The organism is Maritimibacter sp. UBA3975, from assembly GCF_002384975.1.
In the GTDB taxonomy this organism is placed as follows: Bacteria; Pseudomonadota; Alphaproteobacteria; order Rhodobacterales; family Rhodobacteraceae; genus Maritimibacter.
Genome location: NZ_DGCP01000002.1, coordinates 14,573 through 40,484, shown reverse-complemented (window position 1 = coordinate 40,484; position 25,912 = coordinate 14,573). Strand labels below are relative to the sequence as shown.

Below are 25,912 nucleotides of genomic sequence, written 5' to 3'. Positions count from 1 at the left end.
TCGGGCGACAAGCCCCTAACGCCCCATATCGGAGACCGTCATGCGTGCCAAGATTCCCGCCACCGTCGTCACCGGCTTCCTCGGCGCTGGTAAGACCACGCTGATCCGCAACATGCTCCAGAACGCCAACGGCAAGCGGATCGCGCTCATCATCAACGAATTCGGCGACCTCGGCGTCGACGGTGACATCCTCAAGGGCTGCGGGGATGAGACCTGCACCGAGGACGACGTGATGGAGCTGTCGAACGGCTGCATCTGCTGCACCGTTGCCGAGGATTTCGTGCCGACACTGGAAAAGCTATTGAACCGCGAGACGCCCCCCGATCACATCGTAATCGAGACGTCCGGGCTGGCCCTGCCGCAACCGCTGGTGCGCGCGTTCCAGTGGCCCGAGATTTCGACCCGCGTGACCGTGGATGGTGTCGTCACCGTCGTGGACGGCAAGGCCGTGTCCGAGGGCGTCTTTGCCTCCAACCTCGAAGCCGTCGAGGCGCAGCGCCGGGCCGACGACAACCTCGACCACGAAACGCCGCTGTCGGAGCTGTTCGAAGATCAGATCGCCTGCGCCGACATGATCGTCGTGAACAAGATCGACCTTCTGGGCGAGGACGAGGCCACCGCGCTCACCGGCAAGCTGTCGGGCGAGGCGCGCAAGGGCGTGCAGGTGGTCAAGACGTCGATGGGCCTGCTCCCGATCGAGGTGTTGCTGGGTCAGGGCGCATCGGCTGAGACCAGCATGGAGCACCGGCACGAGGTGCATCACCACCACCACCACGATGACGACGACCATGACGATCACCACGATCACGAGCATGAGCACGGCCACGACGAGTTCGAGTCGTTCGTCGTGGAGCGTGGTGAGATCGCCGACCCCAAGGCCTTCGCCGAACAGGTGGCCGACGTGATCCGTCAGAACGGCATCCTGCGGCTCAAGGGCTTCGCAGCGGTCGAGGGCAAGCCCATGCGCCTGACGCTGCAAGCCGTCGGCCCCCGCGTGGACACCTATTTCGACCAGCCCTTCGGTGCGAACCCGCGCCAGACCCGGCTTGTCGTGATCGGCCAGACCGGGCTCGACCGCGCGCGGATCGAGGCCGCGCTGATCGCCTGATGCTGGTCGTCGAAGCGGCAAACCCGCTCGACCCTGTGCCCTCGGCCCTGCTGGCCCGGGCGCAGGCGTTGCAGGCGGAGACCTATGCGCCCGAGAATAACCACGCGCTCCCGACCGAGGCGCTGGCGGCCCCCGACATCCGCTTTTTCGCCGCCCGCGAGGGGGACGAGGTGCTGGGTGTCGGCGCGCTGGCTGTGCGCGACGGTTATGGAGAAGTGAAGGCAATGTTCACGACCGACGCCGCGCGTGGCAAAGGCGTCGGCGCTGCGCTTCTCCGTATGATCGAAGACACGGCACGCGAAGAAAAGCTGCCCGTCCTGCACCTTGAAACCGGCGAAGAACTCGCCGCCGCCGTGCGCCTGTATGAACGCCACGGGTTCAAACGCTCAGGCGCATTCGGCGACTATCAGGACGACGGGATCAGCCTGTTCATGACCAAGGTTCTCGACTGATGCACCTGCTCGCCGCGACCCCCGGCCAGATCGACGACGGGAAAGAGGCTGTCGACCTGGGCCAGACCCCCGCCGATGTGGTGTTCATCTCGGCCGCGGATACCGAGCTTGCGGCGCTGTCCGAAGCGCGGGGCGAGATGGCCGCGCCGCCCGCCCTGCGGCTTGCGAACCTGACCCATCTCAATCACCCGATGTCGGTGGACCTGCATATCGACGATTGCGCAAAGCAGTCCCGTCTGGTGATCGCCCGCGTCCTTGGCGGCACCGGCTATTGGCGTTACGGGGCCGAGCAATACGCGGCCCATATGGCCGAGGCGGGCGTGCCCCTTGCGCTCCTGCCCGGCGACGACAAGCCCGACGCGGAACTCGCGGCGCTTTCGACGGTCTCGGATGAGGATTACGCCGCGCTCTGGGCCTATCTCGTCGAGGGCGGGCCGCAGAACGCGGCCAATTTCCTGAGTTACGCCGCAGCCATGCTCGACGGTGGCGAGAAACCTGCCCCTGCCAGCCCGCTCCTGCGCGCGGGCGTCTACTGGCCCGGCGCGGGGGTCTCGGACCTCGCCACCATCCGCGAGATGTGGACCCCGGACGCGCCCGTCGTGCCGATGGTGTTCTACCGCGCGCTGGTGCAGGGCGCGGGACTGAACCCGATCAACCGGATGGTCAAGGCGCTCCTGCGTCAGGGCCTCAACCCGCTCCCCGTCTTCGTCGCCTCGCTGAAAGACCCGGTGTCCACGGCGACGCTCGAACACCTGTTCGGGGAAGCCTCGCCCAGCGTCATCCTGAACGCCACCTCGTTCGCGGTCGGCAGCCCGCATCAAGGTGACGACAGCCCCGAGAACCCGCTCGCCATGCCAGCGGCCAACGCGGCCCCCGTGTTCCAGGTCGTCCTGTCCGCCAGCTCCGAGGAGGCATGGGCCGAGGGGCTCAACGGCCTCTCCGCTCGCGACATCGCGATGAACGTGGCCTTGCCCGAGGTCGACGGGCGGGTGCTGACGCGCGCGATCAGCTTCAAGGGCGAGGCGTATTACGACGACGCCACCCAATGCGCCATCGCCACCTACCGCGCACAGGGCGACCGGATCGACTTCGTCGCGCGCCTCGCCGCCAACTGGGCGACCCTGCGCACTACGCCCACGCCCAAGCGCCGCGTCGCGCTGGTGCTGGCCAACTACCCCAACAAGGACGGGCGGCTGGCGAACGGCGTCGGCCTCGACACCCCCGCCGCCACCGTCCACACGCTGAGCCTGCTCGCTGACGCTGGCTACCACGTCCAAAACGCCCCTGCCGACAGCGACACCCTCATGCAGGCGATCATGGCCGGCCCGACCAACTGGCTCACCGACCGCCACGACCGCGCCGGTGGCGTCGACCTGAGCATGGCCGACTACCAGATCGCCTATGGCCAGCTTCCGTGGGAGGTCCGCCAGAGGATCGAAGAGCGTTGGGGCAAACCCGAGGCGGACCCGTTCTTCGAACCCGGCGCGGTCGATTGCGGGCGGTTCAAGCTGTCGGTCCTGACCTTCGGCAACGTGGTCGTCGGCCTGCAACCGGCGCGCGGCTACAACATCGACCCGACCGAAAGCTACCATTCGCCCGATCTGGTCCCGCCGCACAATTACCTCGCGTTCTACATCTGGCTGCGCGATGTCCACCGGGCGAACGCGATCGTCCACATGGGCAAGCACGGCAACCTCGAATGGCTCCCGGGCAAGGCGCTGGCCCTGTCCGAGACCTGCCTGCCCGAGGCGGTCCTCGGCCCCATGCCCCACATCTACCCGTTCATCGTGAACGATCCCGGCGAAGGCACGCAGGCCAAGCGGCGCACACAGGCGGTCATTATCGACCACCTGACCCCGCCGCTCATCCGCGCCGACACCTATGGCCCGCTCAAGGATCTCGAAGCGCTCGTGGACGAGTATTACGAGGCCGCGGGCGTCGACCCGCGCCGCATCGACCACCTGCGCCGCGAGATCCTGTCGCTCACCGCCGCCACCGGGCTCGATGCCGACGTCGGCATGGCGGGCGAGGATGAGGACACCGACCTCGCCAAGCTCGACGCCTATCTTTGCGAGTTGAAAGAGGCGCAGATCCGCGACGGCCTGCATGTCTTCGGCCAGTCGCCAGAGGGCCGCCTCCAGCGCGACCTCGTCCAAGCCCTCGTCCGTGTCCCGCGCGGAGACGGCAAAGGCCCCAACGCCTCGCTCATCCGTGCGCTCGCCGCAGACTTCGCCATGCGTTTCGACCCGCTCGACTGCGACATGGCGGCCGTGTGGGACGGCCCCCGCCCCGAGGCGCTGACCGGCGGCACATGGCGCACGAACGGCGACACGGTGGAGCGGCTGGAGGACTTCGCCGCCCGCCTCATCAACGGCGAAGAGGTCCCGCCGGGACCGATGAGCGGCGCCGTGATGGACGAGATCGCCACCACCGTCCGCCCCGCCGTCGCCACCTGCGGCCCGAACGAGGGCGCGGGTCTCCTCACCGCCCTGGACGGCCGGTTCGTCGCCCCCAAACCCTCCGGCGCGCCCACGCGCGGGCGGCTCGACACGCTGCCCACGGGGGGCAACTTCTTCTCCGTCGACAGCCGCTCGGTTCCCACCCCCACCGCCTGGGCGCTGGGATGGAAATCCGCGAGCCTGCTCATCGATAAATACCTGCAAACGAACGGCGACTGGCCTCGCACCATGCTGGTCACGGCCTGGGGCACGGCGAACATGCGCACCGGCGGCGACGACATCGCTCAAGCGCTGGCTCTCATGGGCGTGAAACCGACGTGGGACACCGCGAACCGCCGCGTCACCGGCTTCGAGATCATCCCATCGACCGCCTTGGGCCGCCCGCGCGTGGACGTCACGCTGCGCGTCTCCGGCTTCTTCCGCGACGCTTTCCCCTCGCTCATCGCTCTGGTCGACAGCGCGGCCCGGGCCGTCCAAAAGCTCGACGAACCGGACGAGGACAACCCCGCCGCCGCCCGCGCACGCTCAGGCGAAGCCCAATCCCGCGTCTACGGCTCGAAACCGGGCGCCTATGGCGCTGGTCTGCAAGCCATGATCGACGAGAAGCTGTGGGAGCGGAAAGCCGACCTCGCCGCCGCCTATCTCGACTGGGGCGGCTACGCCTATGGCGCCGACGCCACCGGCACCCGCGACCGCGAAGGGCTGGAGCAACGCCTGAGCCAGACCGAGGCAATCATCCAGAACCAGGACAACCGCGAACACGACCTCTTGGACAGCGACGACTACTACCAGTTCGAAGGGGGTGCCGCGGCGGCCGTCTCGACCCTTCAGGGCCGCGACCGCCCGATCTATCACAACGACCACTCGCGCCCCGAACGCCCGGTGATCCGCACGCTGGACGAGGAAATCGGCCGCGTCGTCCGCTCGCGTGTCGTGAACCCCAAGTGGATCGAGGGGGTCAAACGCCACGGCTACAAGGGCGCGTTCGAAATCGCGGCCACGGTCGATTACCTCTTTGCCTTCGCCGCCACCACGGGCGCTGTGAAAAGCCACCACTTCGACCTCGTCCACGCGGCCTTTCTCGAAGACGAAGACACCCGCGCCTTCATCGAACGCCACAACGCGCCGGCCTTGGCCGAGATCGCGCAACGTCTGGCCGAGGCGATGGAGCGCGGCCTCTGGACCCCGCGCGCCAACTCCGCCCGCGCGCTGATCGAGGCGCTTGCGTGATCCGCAACCTCGCGTCCGACGACGCGGCGCTGCCTGCGGTCCTGACCCTGATCCATGATGCCTTCGCCGACGTCCCGGACTCCCCGGCCGCGACCCTGACCCCGGCGGGACTGGCCGACAAGATCGCCCAGGGCCCGGCACTGGTGGTGGAACAGAACGGCGCCCCCGTCGCCTGCGTCTTCGCCCGGCCGTCCCGCGACGTGCCCGGCGCGCTCTATTTCGGAACCCTCGCCGTGGCGTCGACCGCACGACGTCACGGTCTCGCCCGTCGTCTTGTCGAGGCGCTCGACACCCATGCGAAAACCGAGGGCTTCTCCGGCCTCACGCTGGAAACATGGGCGGGCCACGACCACCTGATCCGCCTCTATGATGCGTTGGGGTTCGACCTGTCCCCCGGCACTGGCGAGACCGTCATCATGACACGGCTCTTCGGCAGCACCAGACCGCGCCGGTTCTCGCAGGCCGACAATCCGGACCCGCTCATGACCCTCATCCGCGAAAGCTTTGCCTATATGGAGGGCCTGATCGACCCGCCATCCTCGATGACCCGGCTCACGCCCGACAGCATCCGCGCGCATCTCGCCACAGGCGAGATCTGGATCATCGGCCCGGCAACCGCGCCTGAGGCCTGCGTCTTCCTCACCCCGGACACCCCCGCGCTGTATCTCGGCAAACTCGCCGTGACGTCCCGGGCCAGAAACCGGGGCCTTGCCCGCGCACTCGTCACGCACGCCGCGACCCGCGCGCGCACACTTGGCTTCGACCGCCTGAGGCTCCAGTCCCGGATCGAACTGACCGAAAACCACGCCACCTTTCGCCACCTCGGCTTCACCAAGACGGCGGCCACTGCCCATCCGGGTTACAGCCGCGCAACCTCGATCACCTTCGAGAAACGGCTCTAGGGCTTCTTCGGTCCGAAAATACCTCCGCCGGAGGCACCCGCTCATATCTGCCAAAGGCGGATATGAGCTGACAAAGCGCCGCGCCTCGCGCGGCCCCTGTCGGACACGTCAGCCACAGGCGAGCCGCGCGGTCACGACGGCCTGATCGCCCTTGAGTGTGCCCTGCCACACGCGGCACCCCGTGGCCCGCTCGATCGCCACCTCGGCGCGCGCGAGCACGACCGACAGCCGGGGCAGCGCCTCGGGCGAGATGCGGATCACCTCGACCCGGTCGCCATTGCGCCAGACCGAAAACCGGCTGGTTTCGACCGTCACCTCGACATGGGGCGAATCCATGAACCGGGGGCTCGGGCTGTTGCAGGCCGCGAGGGCCGCACAGGCCAGGAAAACAAATGATCTCATGGCCCGACCAAAACCGAACCCGGTTAACAGAAGGTTAACCTTGGCCCTGCAACACCTTGTCGCACTGCAAGCCCGCGATCGTTTCGATTACAACGTATGCGGAAAATCGAATATGAAAGGAAGCGAACCATGCACTCCAACCGTCCGGCGGACAGCTACTCGCCGCTCTACTTCCTTGCCTCCGTCGGCGCCGGTGGCCTGTCGGTCACGTTCTTCATGTACCTGATGTTCTGGGTGCCCCATCCGGGCCGCCCGGTCCCGATTTTCGAGGATATCGCGGCTGCCTGGTCCACCGGCGGGGCCGGGCTCAGAACCGCCATCGTCATCGCGATGGCCGGCATTGCGGTCTTTGCGTTCATCAATCTTCAAAAGCTGCTGTGGAACATCGCGGCCTTCACCCGTTTCAAGACGACGGAAGGGTATGAGACACTGCGCAACTCCAATGCCGAGACCACGCTCCTCGCCTATCCGCTGGCCCTCGCCATGTCCGTGAACGGGCTCTTCATCGTGGGCCTCGTCTTCATCCCCGGCCTCTGGAGCGTGGTCGAATATCTCTTCCCCTTCGCCATGGCCGCCTTCCTCGCCATCGGGATCTTCGCGCTCTCGACCATCGGCGACTTCCTCGGGCGCGTGCTGACCAAGGGCGGGCTGTTCGACGTGACCGCCCACAATTCCTTCGCCCAGCTCCTGCCGACCTTCGCGCTGGCGATGGTGGCCGTGGGCCTCGCCGCCCCTGCCGCCATGTCGGGCAACAGCCTGGTTGTCGGCGTTTCGCTCGTCGGCTCGACCTTCTTTTCGACCGTGGCGATCGTCTATGCCGCCGTGGCACTGGTCACGGCCTTCAACTCGATGCTGCACTACGGCACGGCCCGGGAAAGCGCCCCGACGCTGATGATCCTGATCCCGCTGATGACCATCCTCGGCATCATGTTCCTGCGTCAGGATCACGGCCTCCACACCACGTTCGAGGCGCACAAGACGCCCGCCGAGACCATGATGTTTCTCGCCCGCCTCGTGTCGGTGCAGGTGATGTTCCTCGGCCTTGGTCTCGTCGTGCTCAAGCGTGAGGCGTATTTCAAGGATTTCGTCTTCGGCACCAAGACCTCCCCCGGCTCCTATGCGCTGGTCTGTCCGGGTGTGGCGCTGTCGGTGCTGACCCAGTTCTTCCTGCACAAGGGGCTGGTCGCGGCCGGGATCGTGGACAAGTTCTCGGTTGCCTACTGGGTCATCGTGGCCATCGCGCTTGCCTTCCAGTGGTCGATGGTCTGGCTGGTGTTCCGCCTGAACCGTCAGCATTTCGCCAAGGCCCCGGGCGCGGCCGTGCCTGCCGAGTGATACGACCCGACGTCCCTGAGGCGGGGTGGGCCGCTGGCCTGTCCCGCCTCGCATGAGCGGTTGCGCTCGCCCCCGCCGCCGCTACCATCGCCGGACGCGCGAACGGGGACCCGATGATCCGAGCCATTGCCATCCTTCTGGGCTTTCAACTCGCCGGTGAGGTCACCGCGCGGGCGCTGGGCCTCAGTCTGCCGGGCCCGGTCCTCGGCTTCGCCGCGCTGTTCGTCGCCTTCCTCGTCTGGCCGCCGCTCCATGCGATGCTGGCGGAGACCGCACGCGGCCTGCTGGCCCATCTGTCGCTCCTTTTCGTGCCGGCGGGTGTGGGGGTGGTGGGCCATATCTCCAGCCTTGGCGCGCAAAGCGCCGCCGTCCTCGCCGCCATCATCGCCTCGACCGCGCTGGCCATCGCCGTGGGCGCGGGCACCTTCGTTCTCGTGGACCGGGCCACGCGGCGATGACCGATTTCGCCGATATCTGGTCCTACCTCGCGCAGGGTCCGCTCCTGTGGCTGACCGCGACGCTGATCGCCTACCTCGTCGGCGCTTGGCTGCAAAAGGTGTCCGGCACGAAACCCTGGGTGAACCCGGTGCTGATCGCCGTCGCGCTCCTCGCGGGCGTGCTGACCGTGAGCGGCACGGCGTATGAGACCTATTTCGAGGGCGCGCAGTTCGTCCACTTCATGCTCGGCCCCGCGACCGTCGCGCTGGCGATCCCGCTTTACGACAACCGCGCGCTGATCCGCGCCTCGGCGCTCCCGATGCTGGCTGCCCTCGTGGCCGGATCACTTACCGCGATCCTGTCGGCGCTCGCCATCGCCCGCGCGCTGGGGGTGAGCGGCGATGTCCTGATCTCGCTGGCCCCGAAATCCGCGACCGCCCCCGTGGCGCTGGGCGTGGCCGAGGCGATCGGCGGCTCGCCCACCCTGACCGCCGTGCTCGTCATCCTCACCGGCATTACCGGGGCTGTCATCGCCGCGCCCATCCTGAACCTGCTTCGCATCCGCGACGACCGGGCGCGCGGCTTCGCGCTCGGCACGGCCAGCCACGGCATCGGCACCGCCCGCGCGTTTCAGGAAAGCCAGACCTCGGGCGCCTTTTCCGGCGTCGCGATGGGGCTCAACGCCATCCTGACGGCGCTGATCGCGCCCGTCATCATCCGCCTGTTCACCTGAAGGAGGTCCACATGACCGACGACACCGACCGCCACGCCCAGAAAATGGCCAAGAAGAAGGCCGCGCGGGACAAGATCATGGCCACCAAGACCGAGGAAAAGGGGCTCATCATCGTCCATACCGGCAAGGGCAAGGGGAAATCCTCCTCCGCCTTCGGCATGGTCTTTCGCGCCATCGCGCACAAGATGCCCTCGGCCGTCGTCCAGTTCATCAAGGGCGGCATGGGCACCGGCGAGCGTGACCTGATCGAAGGCCACTTCTCGGACCTGTGCCAGTTCTACACCATGGGCGAGGGCTTTACCTGGGAAACGCAGGACAAGTCGCGCGACATCGAAATGGCGCAGGCCGCGTGGGAGAAATCGAAAGAGCTGATCCGTGACCCGAACATCCGCCTCGTCCTGCTCGACGAGATCAACATCGCGCTGCGCTACGACTACATCGACATCGACGAGGTGGTGACCTTCCTTGTCGAGGAAAAGCCGGACATGACACATGTGATCCTGACGGGTCGCAACGCCAAGGACGACCTGATCGAGATCGCGGACCTCGTGACCGAGATGGAACTCATCAAGCACCCGTTCCGCTCGGGCGTGAAAGCACAGGCGGGCGTCGAATACTGAAGAACCGGCGCTCGCCGTAGGTTTCGCCGCGAAACCAATGGGTTACAGGAAATCCGGTTAAGCCGGCGCGCGCGCCGCTCACCTCTCGACCAACGTGGGCTCTTCTCTGTTCTTGAAATACTTTCGGGGGGAACGCGGCGCAGCCGCGTGGGGGGCAGACGGCCCCCCTCCGCCCCCGCCATCCGGCGCCACGCAGGTCATGGGCGCCACCGCGACGGGGCGCAGCCCCGGCGCAAACCCTCTGCTGACGCAGCGTTGGGGAGTGACAGGGCAACCTCCCGCCCTATCCTCACGCGGATCAAAGGGAGGCCCCACATGACCCAGTATCCGCACCTGCTCGCCCCGCTCGACCTCGGCTTCACGACGCTGAAGAACCGCGTGCTCATGGGCTCCATGCACACCGGGCTCGAGGAGCGCGGGGACTGGAACCGGGTCGCGGAATACTACGCGGCGCGGGCGCGCGGCGGGGCCGCGCTGATGGTCACGGGCGGCATCGCGCCATCGGACGAGGGCGGCGTGTTTCCGGGGGCGGCGGGGCTCTACACGCCCGAGGATATCGCCAACCACAAGGTCGTCACCGACCGGGTGCATGACGCGGGCGGCAAGATCGCCATGCAGATCCTCCATGCCGGCCGCTATGCTTACGGGCCGAACTGCGTCTCGGCCAGCCCGGTCAAATCCCCGATCTCGCCCTTTCCGCCCAAGGAGCTGGACGAGGAGGGGATCGAGAAACAGATCGCCGATTTCGTGACCTCCGCCACCCGCGCCCGCGAGGCGGGCTATGACGGGGTCGAGATCATGGGGTCCGAAGGCTATTTCATAAACCAGTTCATCGTTACCCACACCAACAAGCGCGAGGATCGCTGGGGCGGGTCGTACGAGAACCGCATCCGCCTGCCCATCGAGATCGTGCGCCGCGTGCGCGAGGCCGTGGGCGAGGATTTCATCATCATCTACCGCCTGTCGATGATCGACCTCGTCCCCGAGGGCTCCACCTTCGACGAGGTGGTCCAACTGGCGCAGGAGATCGAGAAAGCGGGCGCGACGATCATCAACACCGGCATCGGCTGGCACGAGGCGCGGGTGCCGACCATCGCGACCAGCGTGCCGCGCGCGGGCTGGGCCTGGGTGACGCAAAAGCTGATGGGCAAGGTGTCGATCCCGGTCATCACCTCGAACCGGATCAACACGCCGGAGGTGGCCGAGGAGCTGTTGTCCGAGGGCGCCGCCGACATTGTGTCGATGGCGCGCCCCTTCCTTGCGGACGCCGATTTCGTGGTGAAGGCGGCCGAGGACCGGGCGGACGAGATCGCGCCCTGCATCGCTTGCAACCAGGCCTGTCTCGACCATACCTTCTCGGGCAAGATGACCTCCTGCCTCGTGAACCCGCGCGCCTGTCATGAAACCGAACTGGTGGTGGAGCCTGCGAGCACGCTGAAGTCCATCGCCGTCGTGGGCGCGGGGCCTGCGGGTCTGTCGGCCGCCCTGACCGCTGCCGAACGGGGCCACAAGGTCACGCTTTTTGACAAGGCCGACCGGATCGGCGGGCAGCTTCACATGGCCGCCGCGATCCCCGGCAAGGAAGAATTCATCGGGCTGATCGAGTGGTTCAAGACGATGGTTGCCAAATGGCAGATCGAGACGCGGCTGGGGGCCGTGGCGACCGCCGATGACCTTGCGGATTTCGACGAAGTGATCGTCGCGACGGGCGTGATCCCGCGCGATCCGGAGATCGTGGGGCAGGACGGCGAGAACGTGCTGTCCTATATCGACGTGCTCCTGAACAAGGCCCCGGTGGGCGACCGGGTCGCGATCGTCGGCGCGGGGGGCATCGGCTTCGACGTGGCCGAGTTCCTGACCCATCAGGGTGAGAGCCCGACCCTGAACCTCGACCTCTGGCGCGAGGAATGGGGCGTGGCCGATCCGGCCGAGGCGGTCGGCGGGCTCGACCCCGAGGGGCCGAACCCCGCGCCGTCACCGCGACAGGTCACGCTGATGCAGCGCAAGGCCAAGGCGCTGGGCAAGGGGTTGGGCAAGACGACCGGCTGGATCCACCGTGCGAGCCTCAAGATGAAGGGGGTCGAGATGGTGGGCGGCGTGAATTACGAGCGTATCGACGCCGAGGGGCTTCATGTCTCAAGCGGCGAAACCCGCGAAGACCCGCGCGTGGTCGCGGCGGATACCATCGTGCTGTGCGCCGGGCAGGTGAGTGAACGCAGCCTTGCCGATGCGCTCGCTGAACGCGGCGTGACTGCGCATGTCATCGGCGGGGCTGACGTGGCCGCCGAGCTTGACGCCAAGCGCGCCATCGATCAGGGCACCCGGCTGGCCGCGTCGCTTTAGACCGGGCGGGTGCGCAGGAACAGGTAGAGCGGGAAGCCGCAGCTCACACCGATGAACAGCGCGGCGGGGATCGCGAGGAGCGCGGACCAGTTCCGGCGCACAGCGGTTTCCGCGATGATCCAGATGGTGAGCGTGAGCCCGGCGATCATCAGGTCGATGGCCATGCCGGTCACCGCCGGGCCGCGCGTCCACTCCGCGAAGAGACCGCCGAAGCTGGCCCCCTCGCTCGTGAGGTATGTCAGGAAATGCCACATCGGCCAGATGGCTCCGACGATGGCGAGGGCGAGGTATGTGAGGCGCAATACAGACATGACCCGATTACGGCACCGGGACGCGTCTGGATGCAAGAGATTTGGCCGGGGCCGCCCTTATCCGAGCGCGGAGCGCCACCGGGCGATCTGTTCGCGCACCCGGACCGGGGCCGTGCCACCGTAGGAGGTGCGCGAGGCGACCGAGGCATCGACGGTCAGCACGTCGAACACGCCCTCGGTAATCCCCTCATGGACGCTGCGCATATCGTCGAGCGTCAGGTCCGGCAGGTCGCAGCCCTTGCCCTCGGCCATCGCGACGAGGGAGCCCGTGACATGGTGGGCATCGCGGAAGGGCAGGCCCAGCTCGCGCACCAGCCAGTCGGCGAGGTCGGTGGCGGTCGAGAAGCCGGAGGACGCGGCGGCGGCGAGCGCGTCACGGTTCGCGGTCAGGTCGGACACCATCCCGGTCATCGCCGCGAGCGAGAGCATGAGCGTGTCGGCGGCGTCGAACACCTGTTCCTTGTCTTCCTGCATGTCCTTGGAATAGGCGAGCGGCAGGCCCTTCATCACCGTGAACAGCGCGACCATCGCGCCCATGATCCGCCCGATCTTGGCGCGGATCAGTTCGGCGGCGTCGGGGTTCTTCTTCTGCGGCATGATCGAGGAGCCGGTGGAGAAGCGGTCGCTCATCGTCACGAAGCGGAACTGGGCGGAGGACCAGATCACCAGCTCTTCGGAAAAGCGCGACAGGTGCATGGCGCAGATCGTGGCGCAGGACAGGAATTCCAGCGCGTGATCGCGGTCCGACACGGCGTCGAGCGAGTTGGCCATCGGGCGGTCGAAGCCGAGCGCCTCGGCGGTCATGTGGCGGTCGATGGCAAACCCGGTCCCGGCGAGCGCGGCGGCCCCGAGGGGGGATTCGTTCATCCGGCGGCGGGCATCCTCGAACCGGGACTTGTCGCGCCCGAACATCTCGACATAGGCCATCATGTGATGACCCCATGTCACCGGTTGCGCGGTTTGCAGGTGGGTAAAGCCGGGCATGACCCAGTCGGCCCCCGCCTCGGCCTGATCGAGAAAGGCGCGGATGAGGGCGTCGAGGCCGTCGATGGCCGCGTCGAGCTGATCGCGCACCCAGAGGCGGAAATCCGTCGCCACCTGATCGTTGCGCGAGCGCGCGGTATGCAGACGCCCGGCGGGTTCCCCGATCAGCTCTTTCAGCCGGGCTTCCACGTTCATGTGGATGTCCTCCAGCGCGGTCGAGTAGGCGAACGCGCCGTTCTCGATTTCTGACAGAACCGTGAGGAGGCCTTCCCGGATCGCTTCCGCATCGTTATCCGTAATGATGCCCGTGGTCGCGAGCATCGCGGCATGGGCACGAGAGCCGGTGATGTCCTGGGGGGCCAGCCGCTTGTCGTAGCCGATCGACGCATTGATCGCTTCCATGATCGCGTCAGGGCCTGCGGCAAAGCGTCCGCCCCACATGGCGTTAGCGGTTTTTTTGTTGTTGTCTGTCATGGCCGGGAGCCTCGGAGAACCTGATGAATATTCGCAAGCTGCTATACGCGGCCCTCCTTCTGGGTGCAAACGCCGCCTTCGCCGACATGGCCGAGATCGAGGCGCTTAAGGACGGCGACATGAAAAAGCTCATGTTCTCGTCCGAACCGTCACCGGCGGGGCAGGCGACGTTCACCGATACCGAGGGCAACGAGGTGTCGCTCGCCGATTATCGCGGGAAGGTCGTTCTGTTGAACTTCTGGGCGACTTGGTGCGCGCCCTGTCGGCATGAAATGCCCATGCTCGATGCGTTGCAGGCGGAATACGGCGGCGACGATTTCGCGGTCGTGACCGTGGCCACGGGTCGCAACAAGGAAATGGCGATCAAGAAGTTTTTCGAGGAGGTCGGGGTCGAGAACCTGCCGATCCTCATGGACCCGAAACAGGGGCTTGCGCGCGAGATGGGGGTCATGGGCCTTCCGGTCACGGTGCTGCTCGACCGCGAGGGCAACGAGATCGCGCGCCTCATGGGGGATGCCGACTGGTCGTCTGAAAGTGCAATGGCCATCGTTTCGGCCCTGATCGCGGAGGATGGCGGCGCCTGAGGGCGCGGTTTCCGTCGCGCCAAGATTGACAGCGGCGCGCGCCCCGGCTTCCCTGTGATCCGGAGGAGACCCCCATGCCGCTCTGGCTTCTAGGCATCATCGTCGTTGTCGGGCTGACCGCCATCTGGCTGGTCATGCGGGTCTATGGTTTCGACCGCCCGCTCACGCTGACCCATGAGGTCGTGGCGCAGGAATTCGCCGTCGACAACCCCGGCCTGACGCCCGAGGACATACACCTCGCCAAATCCGGACAATCGGCGCTCGTCCATGCCGGTGGATCGACCTATGTGCTCTGGGTCATGGGGCAGGACGTGGCGACCCATGACCTTGCCAAGGCGCGCGTCAGCGACGCGGAGAGCGGGCTGACCCTGCGCCTGCCGGACTTCGCCGCGCCGCGGGTGACGCTGACCCTGACCGAGGACGAGAAGGCCCGGTGGAAACCGATGATCGAGGAGGCCGTCTGATGGATCTGTCGCAGCTCACCTATCCGGACGTGATCTCGCTCGCCGTGCCATTCTTTGTCGCTGCGATCCTGATCGAGGTGACGTGGATCTTCGTCAAGCACAGGGGCGGGCGCTATGAGGCGCGCGACGCGATGACGAGCCTTGCGATGGGCGTGGGCAACGTGGCCTCGGGCATCCTTCTGGGCTTCATCACCTTCGGCTTCTTCATGTGGTTGTGGGAAATCACGCCGGTCGACCTTGGCACCGCCTGGTGGGTCGTGGCGCTGTGCTTCGTGCTGGATGACCTGCGCTACTACTGGGTTCATCGCTTCGGCCACCGGGTGCGCTGGGTCTGGGCGAGCCATGTGAACCATCATTCGAGCCAGCACTACAACCTCACCACGGCGCTCAGGCAGACGTGGACGGGCACCTTCACCTTCATGATGATTGTGCGCGCGCCGCTGGTCCTGCTTGGGTTTCACCCGGCAATGATCCTGTTCGTGGGCGGTCTGAACCTGATCTATCAGTTCTGGATTCACACCGAAGCGATCAACAAGATGCCGCGCTGGTTCGAGGCGGTGATGAACACGCCATCGCATCACCGGGTGCATCACGGGCGCAATCCGCGCTATCTCGACGCCAATTACGCCGGTGTCTTCATCATCTGGGACAAGCTCTTCGGCACCTTCGTGCCGGAGCTGGAGGAGGACCGGCCCGACTATGGCCTCGTCCACAATATCGGGACGTTCAATCCGCTCCGGGTGGCATTCCATGAATGGGTCGCCATTTTCCGCGATTGGCGTCAGCCGGGTCTGACGCTCTGGGACCGCCTGCGCTATGCCGTTATGCCGCCGGGCTGGCGCCATGACGGGAGCGGGGGCGGGTCCGAGCGGCTCAAGGCCGAGTATGTCGAGGCGCATCCCGAAGCCCGGGGCACGCCGGGCTTCGAGCGGTTCTAAGGGCGCATCAGGCGAAGGCTGCGTCCTCCGCCTCCCGCCACGTCCAGGCGAGATAGCCGATGTAGAGCAGCGCCAGCACCTCGATCGAGGCGAGGAAGATGTAGTGGGGCGAGAGCGATCCGCCGCCCACCACGAACAGGATCGTCACCACCACCGCGGCGAGGTTGGCGATCCGGCTTGCCCGTGGGGCGAGAGCGCGGGTCAGGAAAATCATCGCGATGCCGACCTCGATGAACACGGCGGCGAGCACGAGGAACATCGGGGTGATCGTAACGCCCTCGATCGTGCCGGTGGAAAGCTGCGCGACGGTGCCGGGATAGAAGATCGAAAGGATGTCGGCGAAAATCATGTTCAGGAGGACGACGACCCAGAGGGTCGAAATCTTGGCGGGCAGGGTCATGGGATGGGTCCGTTCTGTGGTTCAAGGAAAAACATACGGTGTATGTTTGTGCGGAAAGACGTAAATATACACTGTATGTTTGTCAAGCCGTGTGACGATGCCTAAAGGTGTGCCATGAGCCCCGCGTCAAAACCCCCGCAACGCCGGACCCTCACGACCGACAAGGTCGTGGCAGAGGCGATGCGGCTTGCGGATGCCGAGGGGCTGGAGGGACTGTCGATGCGCCGTCTTGCGGGGGCGCTGGGGGTCACGCCCATGTCGCTTTACAACCATGTCGCGGGCAAGGAAGAGCTGCTCGACGCAATGGTGGACGCGGTCGTGGCGCAGATCGACAGCCCTGAGATCGACGGGGACTGGCGCGCGATGATGCGCCGTCGGGCACTGTCGATGCGGGAGGTGCTGATGCGCCACCGCTGGGCGTCGATCCCACTGATCAGCCGGATGACCTCGGGCGCGGCGATCCTGCGCGACACGAACGCGACGCTTGGCTGCCTTGTCACGGCGGGGTTCACCTATCCCCAGGCGGACTGGGCGCGCAACGCGATCGACAATCATGTCTATGGCTATGCGTTCCAGGAGGTGAATTACCCGGTAGACCCCGAGGGCTACAAGGCCGCCGCGTCACGATTCCTGCCGCGCATTCCGGCGAGCGAGTATCCGTTCCTTCACGAAGCAGCCCGGCAGATCGCGGAAGCGCGGTATGACGGGATCACCCGGTTCGAGTTCGGGCTGGACCTGATCCTCGACGGGCTGGAGGCGTGGAAGGACGCCGAGTGACCCGGCTTACGCGCCGGACGCCGTCCGCAGGTTTCCCATCAACTCGCCCAGGAACCTGACCGACGCCTCGTTCTTCAACCGCCCGTCGTCGTCGAAGGCGTCCTTGGAGTTGCCGATGAACACTTCGGGTCCATAGACGAGGTGGGGGCGGAAGGGCATCATGCACAGGATCAGGTTGTGCATCGCGCGCGCGCCGCCGGAAATGCCGGACGACGCGGCGATAAGCGACACGGGCTTGTCGCGCCAGACGTTGCCGTCGCAGCGCGACACCCAGTCGAGCGCGTTCTTGAGCACGCCGGGGATGTTCTTGTTGTACTCGGGCGTGGAGATCACCACAGCATCCGCTGCCGCGATCTGGTCGTTCAGCCGGAGCACCGCCTCGGGGATGCCGGGGCCATCCTGGATGTCCTGGTTGAAGGCCGGGAAGTCGATGTCGGCCTCGACATAATCGCAGGGGCCGAAGGTCCGCGCGGCCTCTTTCAGCAGCAGGCGGTTGGTCGAGGCTTTGCGTAGGGCACCGGCGATGCCGAGCAGGATGGGATCGGACATGGAAACTCCTATGACTGCCGTCTTGGTAGAAAACGTCGCGCCCGGTGGGAAGGATCAATCGCCGGGCCGAAGAGGTTGCGGACCGCTCGGTGTGATCCGCCGGGAAGCCGAGGCGCGTCCATCTTCTTCGGTCCGGAAATACCTCGGAGGTGCGGGGGCAGAGCCCCCCGCGGGGCAGGCCTCAGGTCGTCTCGACACAGTGACGCCGGAATGCCCGCTTTAGCATATCCAGTTCGGCGCGCAAAAGCTCCATCTCGGCGCGGAAATCCTCATCCAGCGGCTGACCGGTGACGACCGTGAAGCTTGCGAGCCGGTCGCCTGTTGCGGCGTGGGCGATGATGAAAGTCTGCACCCCTTCCGACAGAAGCTCGGGCGGGATCGGGACCGAGACGCGGAACTGCCCCTCGACCTGGGGGTCTTCACGCAGGGTGGCCCCTTCGATGTCCTGCCCGTTGTGGGTGACGGTGATGTCCGGCGGCGTCGCGGCGCCCGTGAGCACGCCTTCCCAGATGCCAGCTTGAATCCGTGTCTTGGTCAGCACGAGTTCGGCCATGTCACACCTCCGAGCGTGGGCGGCGCGAGAAGTTCACGTCGCGCAGCATCACCTGATTCATTTCCGGCCCCTCGAAGATCAGATCGACCCACGCCCGCTCCACCCGCTTTTCGTTGAGCTTGGTGTAGGCGAGGTCGAAGTCCACCGAAAGCTCGGTGTCCGACAGCGGCAGCTCGCGCACCATCTGTTCGGTGTTGGGGCCGTGCTGGATGTTGAGCCGGGCGAAGATTTCCAGCGGCTTCTCGGTCTCGACCACAGCGTTCATGCGGATCAGATGTTTGCGACCCAGCCCGCGCATGGCGCTGTCGGGCATTTCGACGACGAGCGACAGGAACGATCCGTCGAACTGGAACACATCCATGCGCAGGCCGAAGGGGGCGAGGTCGTCCTCGTGCGTGTTGCGCAGCTGGCGCACCGTCAGTTCGGAGATCCGGCAGTCATGGAAGATCGTCACCTCGTCCCCGAAGGTCGTCTTGCTCTCGACCTCGGCCTGTCCGGGCGGGAAGATCGGGCCGCGCCAAAGCTGCGGTCGCCACGACCAGTCGGAGTGGAGCGGCTTGGGAAACGAGTTGGAGCCGATGAGGGGCAGCGCCAGGCGACCATTGGAGACGAAGAGGAGCCGGTCGGTGACCTGCCGCAGCTCCAGCGCGCGCAGGCGCAGGCGGCGCAGCCCGTCCAGCCCCATCTGATCGGCGGCAGCGGCGATCCGGCGCCAGCGGCGCATCACCAGCCGGTGAAGCAGCGCGTCGAGAGGGCCAAAGGCGCGGTCAGGCATCGGTTATTGTTTACCCATTGTAAATAATCTCATCATCTACACCAGAATTATTGACCTAAAGCAAACGGTTGAGGAGGCCGCGCAGGCCTGGTGATGCCGCGCGCGGGGTGTCGTCCTGCCCGGCATCCGGGGCCGTTCCTGCCGGATTGGCCTCCCGCACCGCTTTGACGAAGGCGAGGGTGAGCGCCTTGCCCGTCGCCGCCGCGAGAGGGGCCTGTGCCGTGCCTGCGGCGGTGATCGTCACCAGCGCGCCGGACTGGACGAAGATCGCGCGCCAGTAGTCCTCGGACAGGTCGATGGTGCCGTCGTCGCGCACCCGCATGAGGATGAGGTTCGCGTCCCGCTCAAGCGACAGGATCTGCGCCCTGCCGGAGCCGCCGGACCGCGCGAGAGCGGCCTTGCCCGCATCCGACGACAGATGCGCCGCGAGGGCGGCGAGGTCGTCGCGACCCAACGCGCCGGCACCCGGAGCGACGGCGGCGGTCAGAACGGCCGGGGCTGCCGGGGCGGGGCCGCGCCCTTCGATGCCCTGACAGGTGCCGTAAAGGACGAAGGCGCCGCTGGGGGACTCGCGCCGCTGTGCCGGATCGGGGCAGAAACCGGAGGGCGCGACGAGCGTGAAGGTGCCGTTCAGCACGCGAAGCGCGCCACCGGATGACAGCCCACCCGCGCATCCCGCGAGCAGCGCCACCACGCAAATCACCCCGTATATCCGTTGCATCGCCTTGTCCCGAAAGCCCGCTGTCCCTTCCGGGATAGGGGCCGCCACAGGGCGATGCAAGCCATGCTTGTGACCCGGCGCACGTCCTTTATGCTCCGGTCCGAGAACGCGGAGCGAATGATGCAGGATTTCTGGGCCCCGGCCTTTCCCAAGGTGCAGATCTGGCGCACGACGCTGGGCCTGATCCTGTTGTTCGGGGCCTTTTTCGCCGGAACGGCGGGGGTGTTCCTGCTTGCGGCCCGGCTGATCGGGACAGATCCGGGCGCGATGCTCGGCGGCGGATCGCCCGCGGATGCATCGGTCTTTTTCGCGACGTTCATCGGCTTCCATGTGGGTCTGCTGATCGTTCTGCCGCTGTTGCACCGGCGGGGGTATTTCAGCTTGTTCGGCCCCACCCGCCGGCTCAACCTGCGCCACTTCGCCATCGGCACGGCCACGACCCTGTCGCTCGCCGCGCTGCTCTATGGCGTGATGTTCGTGGAGCGGGTCTTTCTGCCGGACGGGATGGAGCCGACGGTGCGCCAGATCCGTCCGGTGAGCGAGTGGGTCGTGTGGCTGTTGCCCGCCATCGCGCTGATCTTTTTCCAGACCTTCGCGGAGGAGGCGCTGTTTCGCGGCTACCTGCTCCAACAACTGCGCGCGCGGTTCCGGTCGGTGTTCATCTGGGCGGTGCTGCCGTCGCTGATCTTCGGGTTCCTGCATTTCGACGTCGCGACCTACGGCACGGTGAACGCGCTGGCCTATGTGGTGAACACGACGACGACGGGTATCCTGCTGTGCCTCATCACCATCCGCACCGGCAATCTCGGCGCGGCGGCGGGGCTGCACTTCGGCAACAACGCGGCGCTGATCGCCATCGGGATCGACGGCAACCTCGACGGCTTCTCTCTCTTCGTCGTGGGGATGGAACTGGGGTCCGGCTATACCGCCTGGTCGATCCTCAGCCAGACCGCCTTTACGCTCGTGCTGTTCACGCTCTGGTGGCTCTGGATGAACCGGCGGGACAAGATTGCAAAGGCGGGCGTGGCGGCATAGGTAGTGCCCGAATGAGCCAAGGATGACGCGATGAACTGGATCTCGAACTACGTCCGGCCCCGGATCAACTCGCTGTTTTCGCGGCGGGAGGTGCCCGAGAACCTGTGGATCAAGTGCCCGGAGTGCGGTTCCATGCTGTTCCACCGGGAGCTGTCGGACAACCTCAACGTCTGCACCAATTGCGATCACCACATGGCGATCACCCCGCGCGAGCGGTTCTCCAAGCTGTTCGATGGCGGCACCTTTACCGAAGTGAGCGTGCCCGCGCCGATCGAGGACCCGCTGAAGTTCAAGGATCAGAAGAAATATCCCGACCGAATGAAGATCGCCCAGAAGACCACGGGCGAGAAGGAAGCGATGCTCGTCGCCGAGGGCGAGATGGGGCGCACGCCCATCGTCGCGGCCTGTCAGGACTTCTCGTTCATGGGTGGGTCGATGGGCATGTATGTCGGCAATGCGATCATCGCGGCGGCCGAACGCGCGGTGGAGCTCAAGCGCCCGCTGATCCTGTTCTCCGCAGCCGGCGGCGCGCGGATGCAGGAGGGCATTCTGAGCCTCATGCAGATGCCGCGCACGACCGTGGCCGTCGACATGGTGAAGGAGGCGGGGCTTCCCTACATCGTGGTCCTGACGCACCCGACGACCGGGGGCGTGACCGCGTCTTACGCCATGCTGGGTGACGTGCAGATTTCCGAGCCCAACGCGCTTATCTGTTTTGCCGGGCCGCGCGTCATCGAACAGACCATCCGCGAGAAGCTGCCGGAGGGGTTCCAGCGGGCCGAATACCTGCTCGACCACGGGATGCTCGACCGGGTGACGCATCGCAACGACATGCGCGACGAGTTGATCACCATCGTTCGCATGATGCTGGGTCTCGGCCCGGCGGTGCGTGGCGACCTGCCCGCGCCGGAAAAGAAGCCGGCGCCCAAGCCCGACGCGACGCCTGACGCGAAACCCGAGGCGAAGCAGGACGCCAAGGCCGACGCGCCCAAGCCCGAGGCGAAGCCGAAGCCGGATGCGCCCAAGCCGGATGCGCAGAAGAAGACGCCCCCGCAGGAGGCCAAGAAAGCGTGAGCGAGGCAGGCTCGGACATCATCCTCGACCGGATGATGTCACTCCACCCCAAGATCATCGACCTGACGCTGGACCGCGTGTGGCGGCTTCTGGAGGCGCTGGACCATCCCGAGCGGCGTCTGCCGCCAGTGATCCATGTGGCCGGGACCAACGGCAAGGGCTCTACCCTAGCCATGATCCGCGCCGGGCTGGAGGGCGCGGGCAAGCGGGTCCATGTCTACACCTCGCCGCATCTTGCCCGGTTCCACGAACGCATCCGCCTTGCCGGGACGCTGATCACCGAGGATCACCTGACCGATGTGCTCGACCGCTGCTATGCGGCCAATGGCGGCGAGAGCATCACCTACTTCGAGATCACAACCGTCGCCGCGCTGCTCGCGTTTTCGGAAACGGACGCGGATTACACATTGCTCGAAGTCGGGCTTGGCGGCCGGCTGGACGCGACCAACGTGGTCGATCCGGTGCTGACCGCGATCACGCCCGTCTCCATCGACCATACGCAGTTTCTGGGCGATACGCTCGCCGCCATCGCAGGCGAGAAGGCCGGGATCATCAAGCGGGGCGTGCCCTGCGTGGTGGGGCCGCAGCCGGACGAGGCGCTGGAGGTGATCGAGGCCAAGGCCGCGCGTCTGGGCGCGCCGCTTCTGGCGCATGGACAGCAGTGGCAGGTGTCGCAGGAGCGCGGGCGGCTGATCTTTCAGGACGAAACCGGCCTGCTGGATCTGCCGCGCCCGGCGCTCATCGGTGCGCATCAGGTCGAGAACGCGGGCGCGGCGCTGGCCGGTCTGCGCGCGCTGGGCTTCGGCGAGGATGCCTGCGAGGCGGCGATGACGGACGCCAGTTGGCCCGCGCGGATGCAGCGGCTGCGCGAAGGACCTTTGGTCGAGGCGGCCGGGGCGGCGGAGCTGTGGCTCGACGGGGGGCATAACCCGTCGGCGGGCGCGGCGCTGGCCAGTGTGTTGGCGGAGCTGCCCCGGCGGCCCCTGCGGCTCGTCTGCGGGATGCTCAACACCAAGGACGTGAGCGGCTTCATGCGCCCGCTGGCCGATCTCGCTCAGGATCTGACCGCAGTGTCCATTCCCGGCGAGGCCGCGACACTCACCGCCCGCGAGACGGCAAAGGTTGCGCGGTCGGTCGGGTTGCAGGCCGGGACGGCGGAAAGCCTCGACGCCGCGATCCGCGACATCGTGGCCGAAACACCGGAGGCGCGCATCCTGATCTGCGGCTCGCTTTACCTCGCCGGACATGTGCTGCGCGCGAACGGCTGACCCGAATGGGTGTGGCGCGAAAGACTCTCTGACGAGAATAATGTCACGCGATCCGACCCGCTCCGGGGTCTCCCGCGACTCAAGCCATTGGCCCGACTCGCTTTTTCCGCGGATTGCCGAATCGCCTGCGAATCATACGAAATATTGACCGTCCGAGGTGATTCGCCCAAGATGTGGCCTATTGAATACCGGGCTGCCACCCGGGAAGAATTACCTGTCGAGCAGGACAGGACAGGGGGACAGTAGATGTTTCGGCTGATCTTGGTCGCCGCACTGGCGTGTGTCATCACAAGCAAAGACGTTCTGGCGCAAGAGGTCCGGATCACTCCGGATACCGCATCGTTCTCGGTGGAAGTGAATGGGAAACTGATCACCATCGAGCGCAACCAGGACACAAATCACAAGATCACCAACGAGTTCACCAAGACATCGCGCCCCTGCCCACCGTTTTGTATCCACCCGATTTCGGCAGCGCCGGGTGTGACGACGGTGGGCGAACTCGAGGTTATCGACTTCATCGAGACGTCGGTGGCCAAGGGCAACGGGCTGTTGATCGACAGCCGGCTTCCCGAATGGTTCGCGAAGGGGACGATCCCAGGTGCGGTGAACGTGCCCTTCGCGACCCTCGAGCCCTCCAACCCCTATCGCGACCAGATCCTTCAGGCACTTGGCGGGGTCCAGTCTGGCGCGGGCTGGAGCTTTGCCGCCGCGCGCGACCTTACGCTGTTCTGCAACGGACCGTGGTGCGACCAGAGCCCGCGCGCGATCCGCAACCTCGTGGACGCCGGGTATCCGGCGGACAAGATCAGGTATTACCGGGGCGGGATGCAGCTTTGGCTGTTGCTCGGCCTGACCGTCGAATCCCCGAACGCTTAAGGAGGGGCCGATGTATCGTATCGTCGTCCTGATCGCGGGGTTCCTCATCGCCGTTTCGGGTATGCTGTTTCTCCAGGGCGGGCAGCGCGACCCGGCCGATTTCGCCCTCGCCGAGGACATCGTGATCGAGGACGTCGCGCAGATGTCCGCGCGCACGTCGCAGGCCCCGGCGACCGATCTGTCGGGTCTGACCTCCGCCGTGCGCGCCTCGCTCTCCCCCGAGACGGTGGCGGCCCCTGAGGAGGCGGACGACATGGCCGCGATGACCTCCGGCGTGCTGGCAGGTCTCGGCGCGCCCGCCCCCGCGCCGGGCGGTGACGACGCGATGCAGCAGGCGACCGCGGCGGTGCTGGCGAGCCTGAACGGCGCCACGGCCCCCACCAACCCGGCCCCGCAGAGCCTTGAGGCGATCATTTCGCAATCCATGCAGGCGGGGGAGAGCGACGCCTATATCGACGCGCTCCTGAACGAGGCGGTCACGTCGGGGTCCGTGCAGGTGCCCGAGGCGCTGATGACCGTGGATGGGCGCGTGGATACCCGCACGCTCATTGCCGCCATCGTGCAGCAGTCGATGGGCAGCGCGGACGCTGCCGAGATTCAGGCCATCGCCGCCGAGGCGAACGCGGGCACGACGCCCCGCGCGCCGGCAGTGCAGGAGGTGGCGGGCGAGCGGCTCTATACCGTCGAGCAGGGCGACAGCCTCGCCTATATCGCATTGATTTTTTACAAGGATTCCGGGCAGTTCGAGCGGATCTTCGAGGCCAATCGCGACGTCATCGCAAGCCCGGACAAGATCCGGGTGGGCCAGCAGCTCCGCATTCCCGGCTAAGACGACCTCGTACCGAAGAAGGTGCTCCTGCCCCGGCCTCGTGCCGGGGCTTTTTTTATTGCAGGTCCGAGAAGGCCGCCTGCATCCGCTCCACCGCTTCAGTGACCAGCGCGCGGCGGGTGCCGAAGTTGAACCGCAGGTGGCCGCTGCCGCCGTCGCCGAAGGTGGTGCCGTGGTTCACCGCGATCTTCGCCTCGTCCTGCACGCGCCGGATCGCCTCGGCGTCGTCCATGCCGGTGCCGGAGAAGTCGACCCATGACAGGTAGGTGGCCTCAAGCGGCATCGAGCGCACGCCCGGGATCGCGTTGAAACCGTCGTCGAGGATGCGCCGGTTCTCGTCGAGATAATCCACCAGCGCATCGACCCAGTCCGCGCCTTCGGGAGAGTAGGCGGCTTCGACCATGTTGAGGCCGAAGGCGTTGGGCGACAGGGAGAGGCCGGTCTGAACCGCCGCGAACTTCGCGCGCAGGGCCTTGTCCGCGATGATGGCGTTGCCCGTATCGCAGCCGGCGATGTTGAAGGTCTTGGAGGTGGCCGACAGGGTGATAAGCCGGTCCTCGATCCCGCCGATGTTGGCCATCGGGAGGTGCGTCGCGCCGGGGAACACGATGTCCTGATGGACCTCGTCCGAGACGAGGATCAGGTCGTGGCGTTTCGCGAAAGCCGCGACGCCCTCCAGCTCCGCCCGCGTCCAGACGCGGCCGCCGGGGTTGTGCGGGGAACAGAGGATGAGCATCCGCTCGGACCCGGTCATTTGCGCGTCCCAGGCGTCGAAATCCATCTCGTGCCGCCCGTCGGTCACGGCGAGCGGACATTCCACGACCGCGCGCCCGGCGGCTTTGATGATGCGGTGGAAGGCATGGTAAACGGGCGTCATCAGCACGATGCCGTCGCCGGGATCGGTGTTGGCTTCCATCGCCAGCGCCACGGCGTTCACAAGGCCATGCGTGGTGAGAATCCAATCGGATTCGATGTCCCAGCCGTGGCGGTTGGCCATCCACCATTGAATCGCCGCGCGATAGCCGCTGTCGTCGGCGTAATAGCCGTAGACGCCGACTTCGCGCATCCGGTCGAGCGCGGCCTGAATCGGCGGGGCGGCGGCGAAATCCATGTCCGCCACCCACATCGGGATACCGTCCTCGGGCGAGACCCCGTAAATCGGCTCCATCTTGTCCCACTTGGCGGAATGGGTGCCCACGCGGTCGATGATGCGGTCGAAATCGTAACTCATACTGCCTCCGAAATTTGGCGGACAAGCTAGCTGCGACATCGGTGAGT

The 25,912-nt window shown here is 66.4% G+C and carries 27 protein-coding genes; 18 read left to right on the top strand and 9 right to left on the bottom strand.

Annotated elements, in window-relative coordinates:
* Positions 1–40: 40 nt before the first annotated feature.
* From cobW to B2585_RS20655, 4 genes are read left to right on the top strand one after another with little or no spacing between them, the layout of a single operon-like run.
* The gene (gene cobW / locus B2585_RS00475) at positions 41–1,108 is read left to right on the top strand and encodes a cobalamin biosynthesis protein CobW (protein WP_292019033.1); all 1,068 of its coding nucleotides are present in this window, start codon (positions 41–43) and stop codon (positions 1,106–1,108) included.
* Positions 1,108–1,560 carry a GNAT family N-acetyltransferase gene (locus B2585_RS00470; RefSeq protein WP_292019032.1) on the top strand — a complete coding sequence of 151 codons (453 nt, stop codon included), beginning with the start codon at positions 1,108–1,110 and terminating at the stop codon, positions 1,558–1,560. The genes cobW and B2585_RS00470 overlap by 1 nt, the downstream gene beginning before the upstream one ends.
* The gene (cobN, locus tag B2585_RS00465) at positions 1,560–5,249 is read left to right on the top strand and encodes a cobaltochelatase subunit CobN (RefSeq protein ID WP_292019031.1); all 3,690 of its coding nucleotides are present in this window, start codon (positions 1,560–1,562) and stop codon (positions 5,247–5,249) included. The genes B2585_RS00470 and cobN overlap by 1 nt, the downstream gene beginning before the upstream one ends.
* A complete protein-coding gene (locus tag B2585_RS20655; RefSeq protein ID WP_339718146.1) occupies positions 5,246–6,151 on the top strand; it encodes a GNAT family N-acetyltransferase in 906 nt (301 codons plus the stop codon). The genes cobN and B2585_RS20655 overlap by 4 nt, the downstream gene beginning before the upstream one ends.
* Positions 6,152–6,259: 108 nt before the next feature.
* Here B2585_RS20655 and B2585_RS00450 read toward each other — a convergent pair whose 3' ends face one another.
* Positions 6,260–6,553: a hypothetical protein gene (locus B2585_RS00450; protein ID WP_292019030.1), complete on the bottom strand. Its 294-nt coding sequence runs from the start codon at positions 6,551–6,553 to the stop codon at positions 6,260–6,262.
* A gap of 129 nt (positions 6,554–6,682) precedes the next feature.
* Between B2585_RS00450 and B2585_RS00445 the strand changes: the two genes are divergently transcribed.
* The 5 genes from B2585_RS00445 to B2585_RS00425 all read left to right on the top strand — a co-directional run bounded on the left by B2585_RS00445 (position 6,683) and on the right by B2585_RS00425 (position 12,022).
* The gene (locus B2585_RS00445) at positions 6,683–7,888 is read left to right on the top strand and encodes a TsoY family (seleno)protein (RefSeq protein WP_292019029.1); all 1,206 of its coding nucleotides are present in this window, start codon (positions 6,683–6,685) and stop codon (positions 7,886–7,888) included.
* A 113-nt stretch (positions 7,889–8,001) separates the two neighbouring features.
* Positions 8,002–8,346, top strand: a complete 345-nt coding sequence (locus B2585_RS00440) for a CidA/LrgA family protein (protein ID WP_292019028.1) — start codon at positions 8,002–8,004, stop codon at positions 8,344–8,346.
* A complete protein-coding gene (locus B2585_RS00435) occupies positions 8,343–9,059 on the top strand; it encodes an LrgB family protein (RefSeq protein ID WP_292019027.1) in 717 nt (238 codons plus the stop codon). Before B2585_RS00440 ends, B2585_RS00435 begins: the two co-directional genes overlap by 4 nt.
* An 11-nt stretch (positions 9,060–9,070) precedes the next feature.
* Positions 9,071–9,679 (top strand): cob(I)yrinic acid a,c-diamide adenosyltransferase, encoded by a 609-nt coding sequence (gene cobO / locus B2585_RS00430; protein WP_292019026.1) that lies wholly within the window; start codon positions 9,071–9,073, stop codon positions 9,677–9,679.
* 315 nt (positions 9,680–9,994) lie between these two features.
* A complete protein-coding gene (locus B2585_RS00425) occupies positions 9,995–12,022 on the top strand; it encodes an NADPH-dependent 2,4-dienoyl-CoA reductase (RefSeq protein ID WP_292019025.1) in 2,028 nt (675 codons plus the stop codon).
* Here the strand turns inward: B2585_RS00425 and B2585_RS00420 are convergent.
* Positions 12,019–12,333: a DUF2834 domain-containing protein gene (locus B2585_RS00420; protein ID WP_292019024.1), complete on the bottom strand. Its 315-nt coding sequence runs from the start codon at positions 12,331–12,333 to the stop codon at positions 12,019–12,021. The two genes, B2585_RS00425 and B2585_RS00420, sit on opposite strands and share 4 nt — an antisense overlap.
* Before the next feature lie 57 nt (positions 12,334–12,390).
* The gene (argH, locus tag B2585_RS00415; protein WP_292019023.1) at positions 12,391–13,791 is read right to left on the bottom strand and encodes an argininosuccinate lyase; all 1,401 of its coding nucleotides are present in this window, start codon (positions 13,789–13,791) and stop codon (positions 12,391–12,393) included.
* A 23-nt stretch (positions 13,792–13,814) separates the two neighbouring features.
* Between argH and B2585_RS00410 the strand changes: the two genes are divergently transcribed.
* From B2585_RS00410 to B2585_RS00400, 3 genes are all read left to right on the top strand, one after another.
* Positions 13,815–14,375: a TlpA disulfide reductase family protein gene (locus B2585_RS00410; protein WP_292019022.1), complete on the top strand. Its 561-nt coding sequence runs from the start codon at positions 13,815–13,817 to the stop codon at positions 14,373–14,375.
* 74 nt (positions 14,376–14,449) lie between these two features.
* Positions 14,450–14,839 carry a hypothetical protein gene (locus tag B2585_RS00405; RefSeq protein ID WP_292019021.1) on the top strand — a complete coding sequence of 130 codons (390 nt, stop codon included), beginning with the start codon at positions 14,450–14,452 and terminating at the stop codon, positions 14,837–14,839.
* Positions 14,839–15,777 carry a sterol desaturase family protein gene (locus B2585_RS00400; protein ID WP_292019020.1) on the top strand — a complete coding sequence of 313 codons (939 nt, stop codon included), beginning with the start codon at positions 14,839–14,841 and terminating at the stop codon, positions 15,775–15,777. Before B2585_RS00405 ends, B2585_RS00400 begins: the two co-directional genes overlap by 1 nt.
* 7 nt (positions 15,778–15,784) lie before the next feature.
* On the opposite strand, the gene B2585_RS00395 is transcribed toward B2585_RS00400, so the two are convergent.
* A complete protein-coding gene (locus B2585_RS00395) occupies positions 15,785–16,177 on the bottom strand; it encodes a DUF6326 family protein (RefSeq protein ID WP_292019019.1) in 393 nt (130 codons plus the stop codon).
* 114 nt (positions 16,178–16,291) lie between these two features.
* On the opposite strand from B2585_RS00395, the gene B2585_RS00390 reads away from it, so the two are divergent.
* The gene (locus tag B2585_RS00390) at positions 16,292–16,954 is read left to right on the top strand and encodes a TetR/AcrR family transcriptional regulator C-terminal domain-containing protein (RefSeq protein WP_292019018.1); all 663 of its coding nucleotides are present in this window, start codon (positions 16,292–16,294) and stop codon (positions 16,952–16,954) included.
* A 6-nt stretch (positions 16,955–16,960) separates the two neighbouring features.
* Here B2585_RS00390 and B2585_RS00385 read toward each other — a convergent pair whose 3' ends face one another.
* The 4 genes from B2585_RS00385 to B2585_RS00370 form a co-directional block, all read right to left on the bottom strand.
* Entirely contained in the window at positions 16,961–17,503 is a 543-nt protein-coding gene (locus tag B2585_RS00385) for an NADPH-dependent FMN reductase (protein WP_292019017.1), read from the bottom strand.
* Positions 17,504–17,684: 181 nt separating this feature from the next.
* Positions 17,685–18,056: a hypothetical protein gene (locus B2585_RS00380; RefSeq protein ID WP_292019016.1), complete on the bottom strand. Its 372-nt coding sequence runs from the start codon at positions 18,054–18,056 to the stop codon at positions 17,685–17,687.
* 1 nt (position 18,057) lies between these two features.
* Positions 18,058–18,831: a DUF6478 family protein gene (locus B2585_RS00375; RefSeq protein WP_292019015.1), complete on the bottom strand. Its 774-nt coding sequence runs from the start codon at positions 18,829–18,831 to the stop codon at positions 18,058–18,060.
* A gap of 55 nt (positions 18,832–18,886) precedes the next feature.
* Entirely contained in the window at positions 18,887–19,552 is a 666-nt protein-coding gene (locus B2585_RS00370) for a cation transport ATPase (protein WP_292019014.1), read from the bottom strand.
* A 120-nt stretch (positions 19,553–19,672) separates the two neighbouring features.
* On the opposite strand from B2585_RS00370, the gene B2585_RS00365 reads away from it, so the two are divergent.
* The 5 genes from B2585_RS00365 (at position 19,673) to B2585_RS00345 (ending at position 24,634) form a co-directional block, all read left to right on the top strand.
* Positions 19,673–20,587: a CPBP family intramembrane glutamic endopeptidase gene (locus tag B2585_RS00365; protein ID WP_292019013.1), complete on the top strand. Its 915-nt coding sequence runs from the start codon at positions 19,673–19,675 to the stop codon at positions 20,585–20,587.
* Positions 20,588–20,617: 30 nt separating this feature from the next.
* Positions 20,618–21,661: an acetyl-CoA carboxylase, carboxyltransferase subunit beta gene (gene accD / locus B2585_RS00360; RefSeq protein WP_292019012.1), complete on the top strand. Its 1,044-nt coding sequence runs from the start codon at positions 20,618–20,620 to the stop codon at positions 21,659–21,661.
* A gap of 32 nt (positions 21,662–21,693) precedes the next feature.
* Positions 21,694–22,929 (top strand): bifunctional folylpolyglutamate synthase/dihydrofolate synthase, encoded by a 1,236-nt coding sequence (locus B2585_RS00355; protein WP_414674030.1) that lies wholly within the window; start codon positions 21,694–21,696, stop codon positions 22,927–22,929.
* Positions 22,930–23,175: 246 nt separating this feature from the next.
* Complete coding sequence (locus B2585_RS00350; protein ID WP_292019010.1) at positions 23,176–23,805, top strand: rhodanese-like domain-containing protein; 630 nt, start codon at positions 23,176–23,178, stop codon at positions 23,803–23,805.
* A 10-nt stretch (positions 23,806–23,815) separates the two neighbouring features.
* Positions 23,816–24,634, top strand: coding sequence for a LysM peptidoglycan-binding domain-containing protein (locus tag B2585_RS00345; RefSeq protein WP_292019009.1), 819 nt, complete (start codon positions 23,816–23,818; stop codon positions 24,632–24,634).
* A gap of 55 nt (positions 24,635–24,689) precedes the next feature.
* Here B2585_RS00345 and B2585_RS00340 read toward each other — a convergent pair whose 3' ends face one another.
* The gene (locus B2585_RS00340; RefSeq protein WP_292019008.1) at positions 24,690–25,865 is read right to left on the bottom strand and encodes a MalY/PatB family protein; all 1,176 of its coding nucleotides are present in this window, start codon (positions 25,863–25,865) and stop codon (positions 24,690–24,692) included.
* Positions 25,866–25,912: the final 47 nt, after the last annotated feature.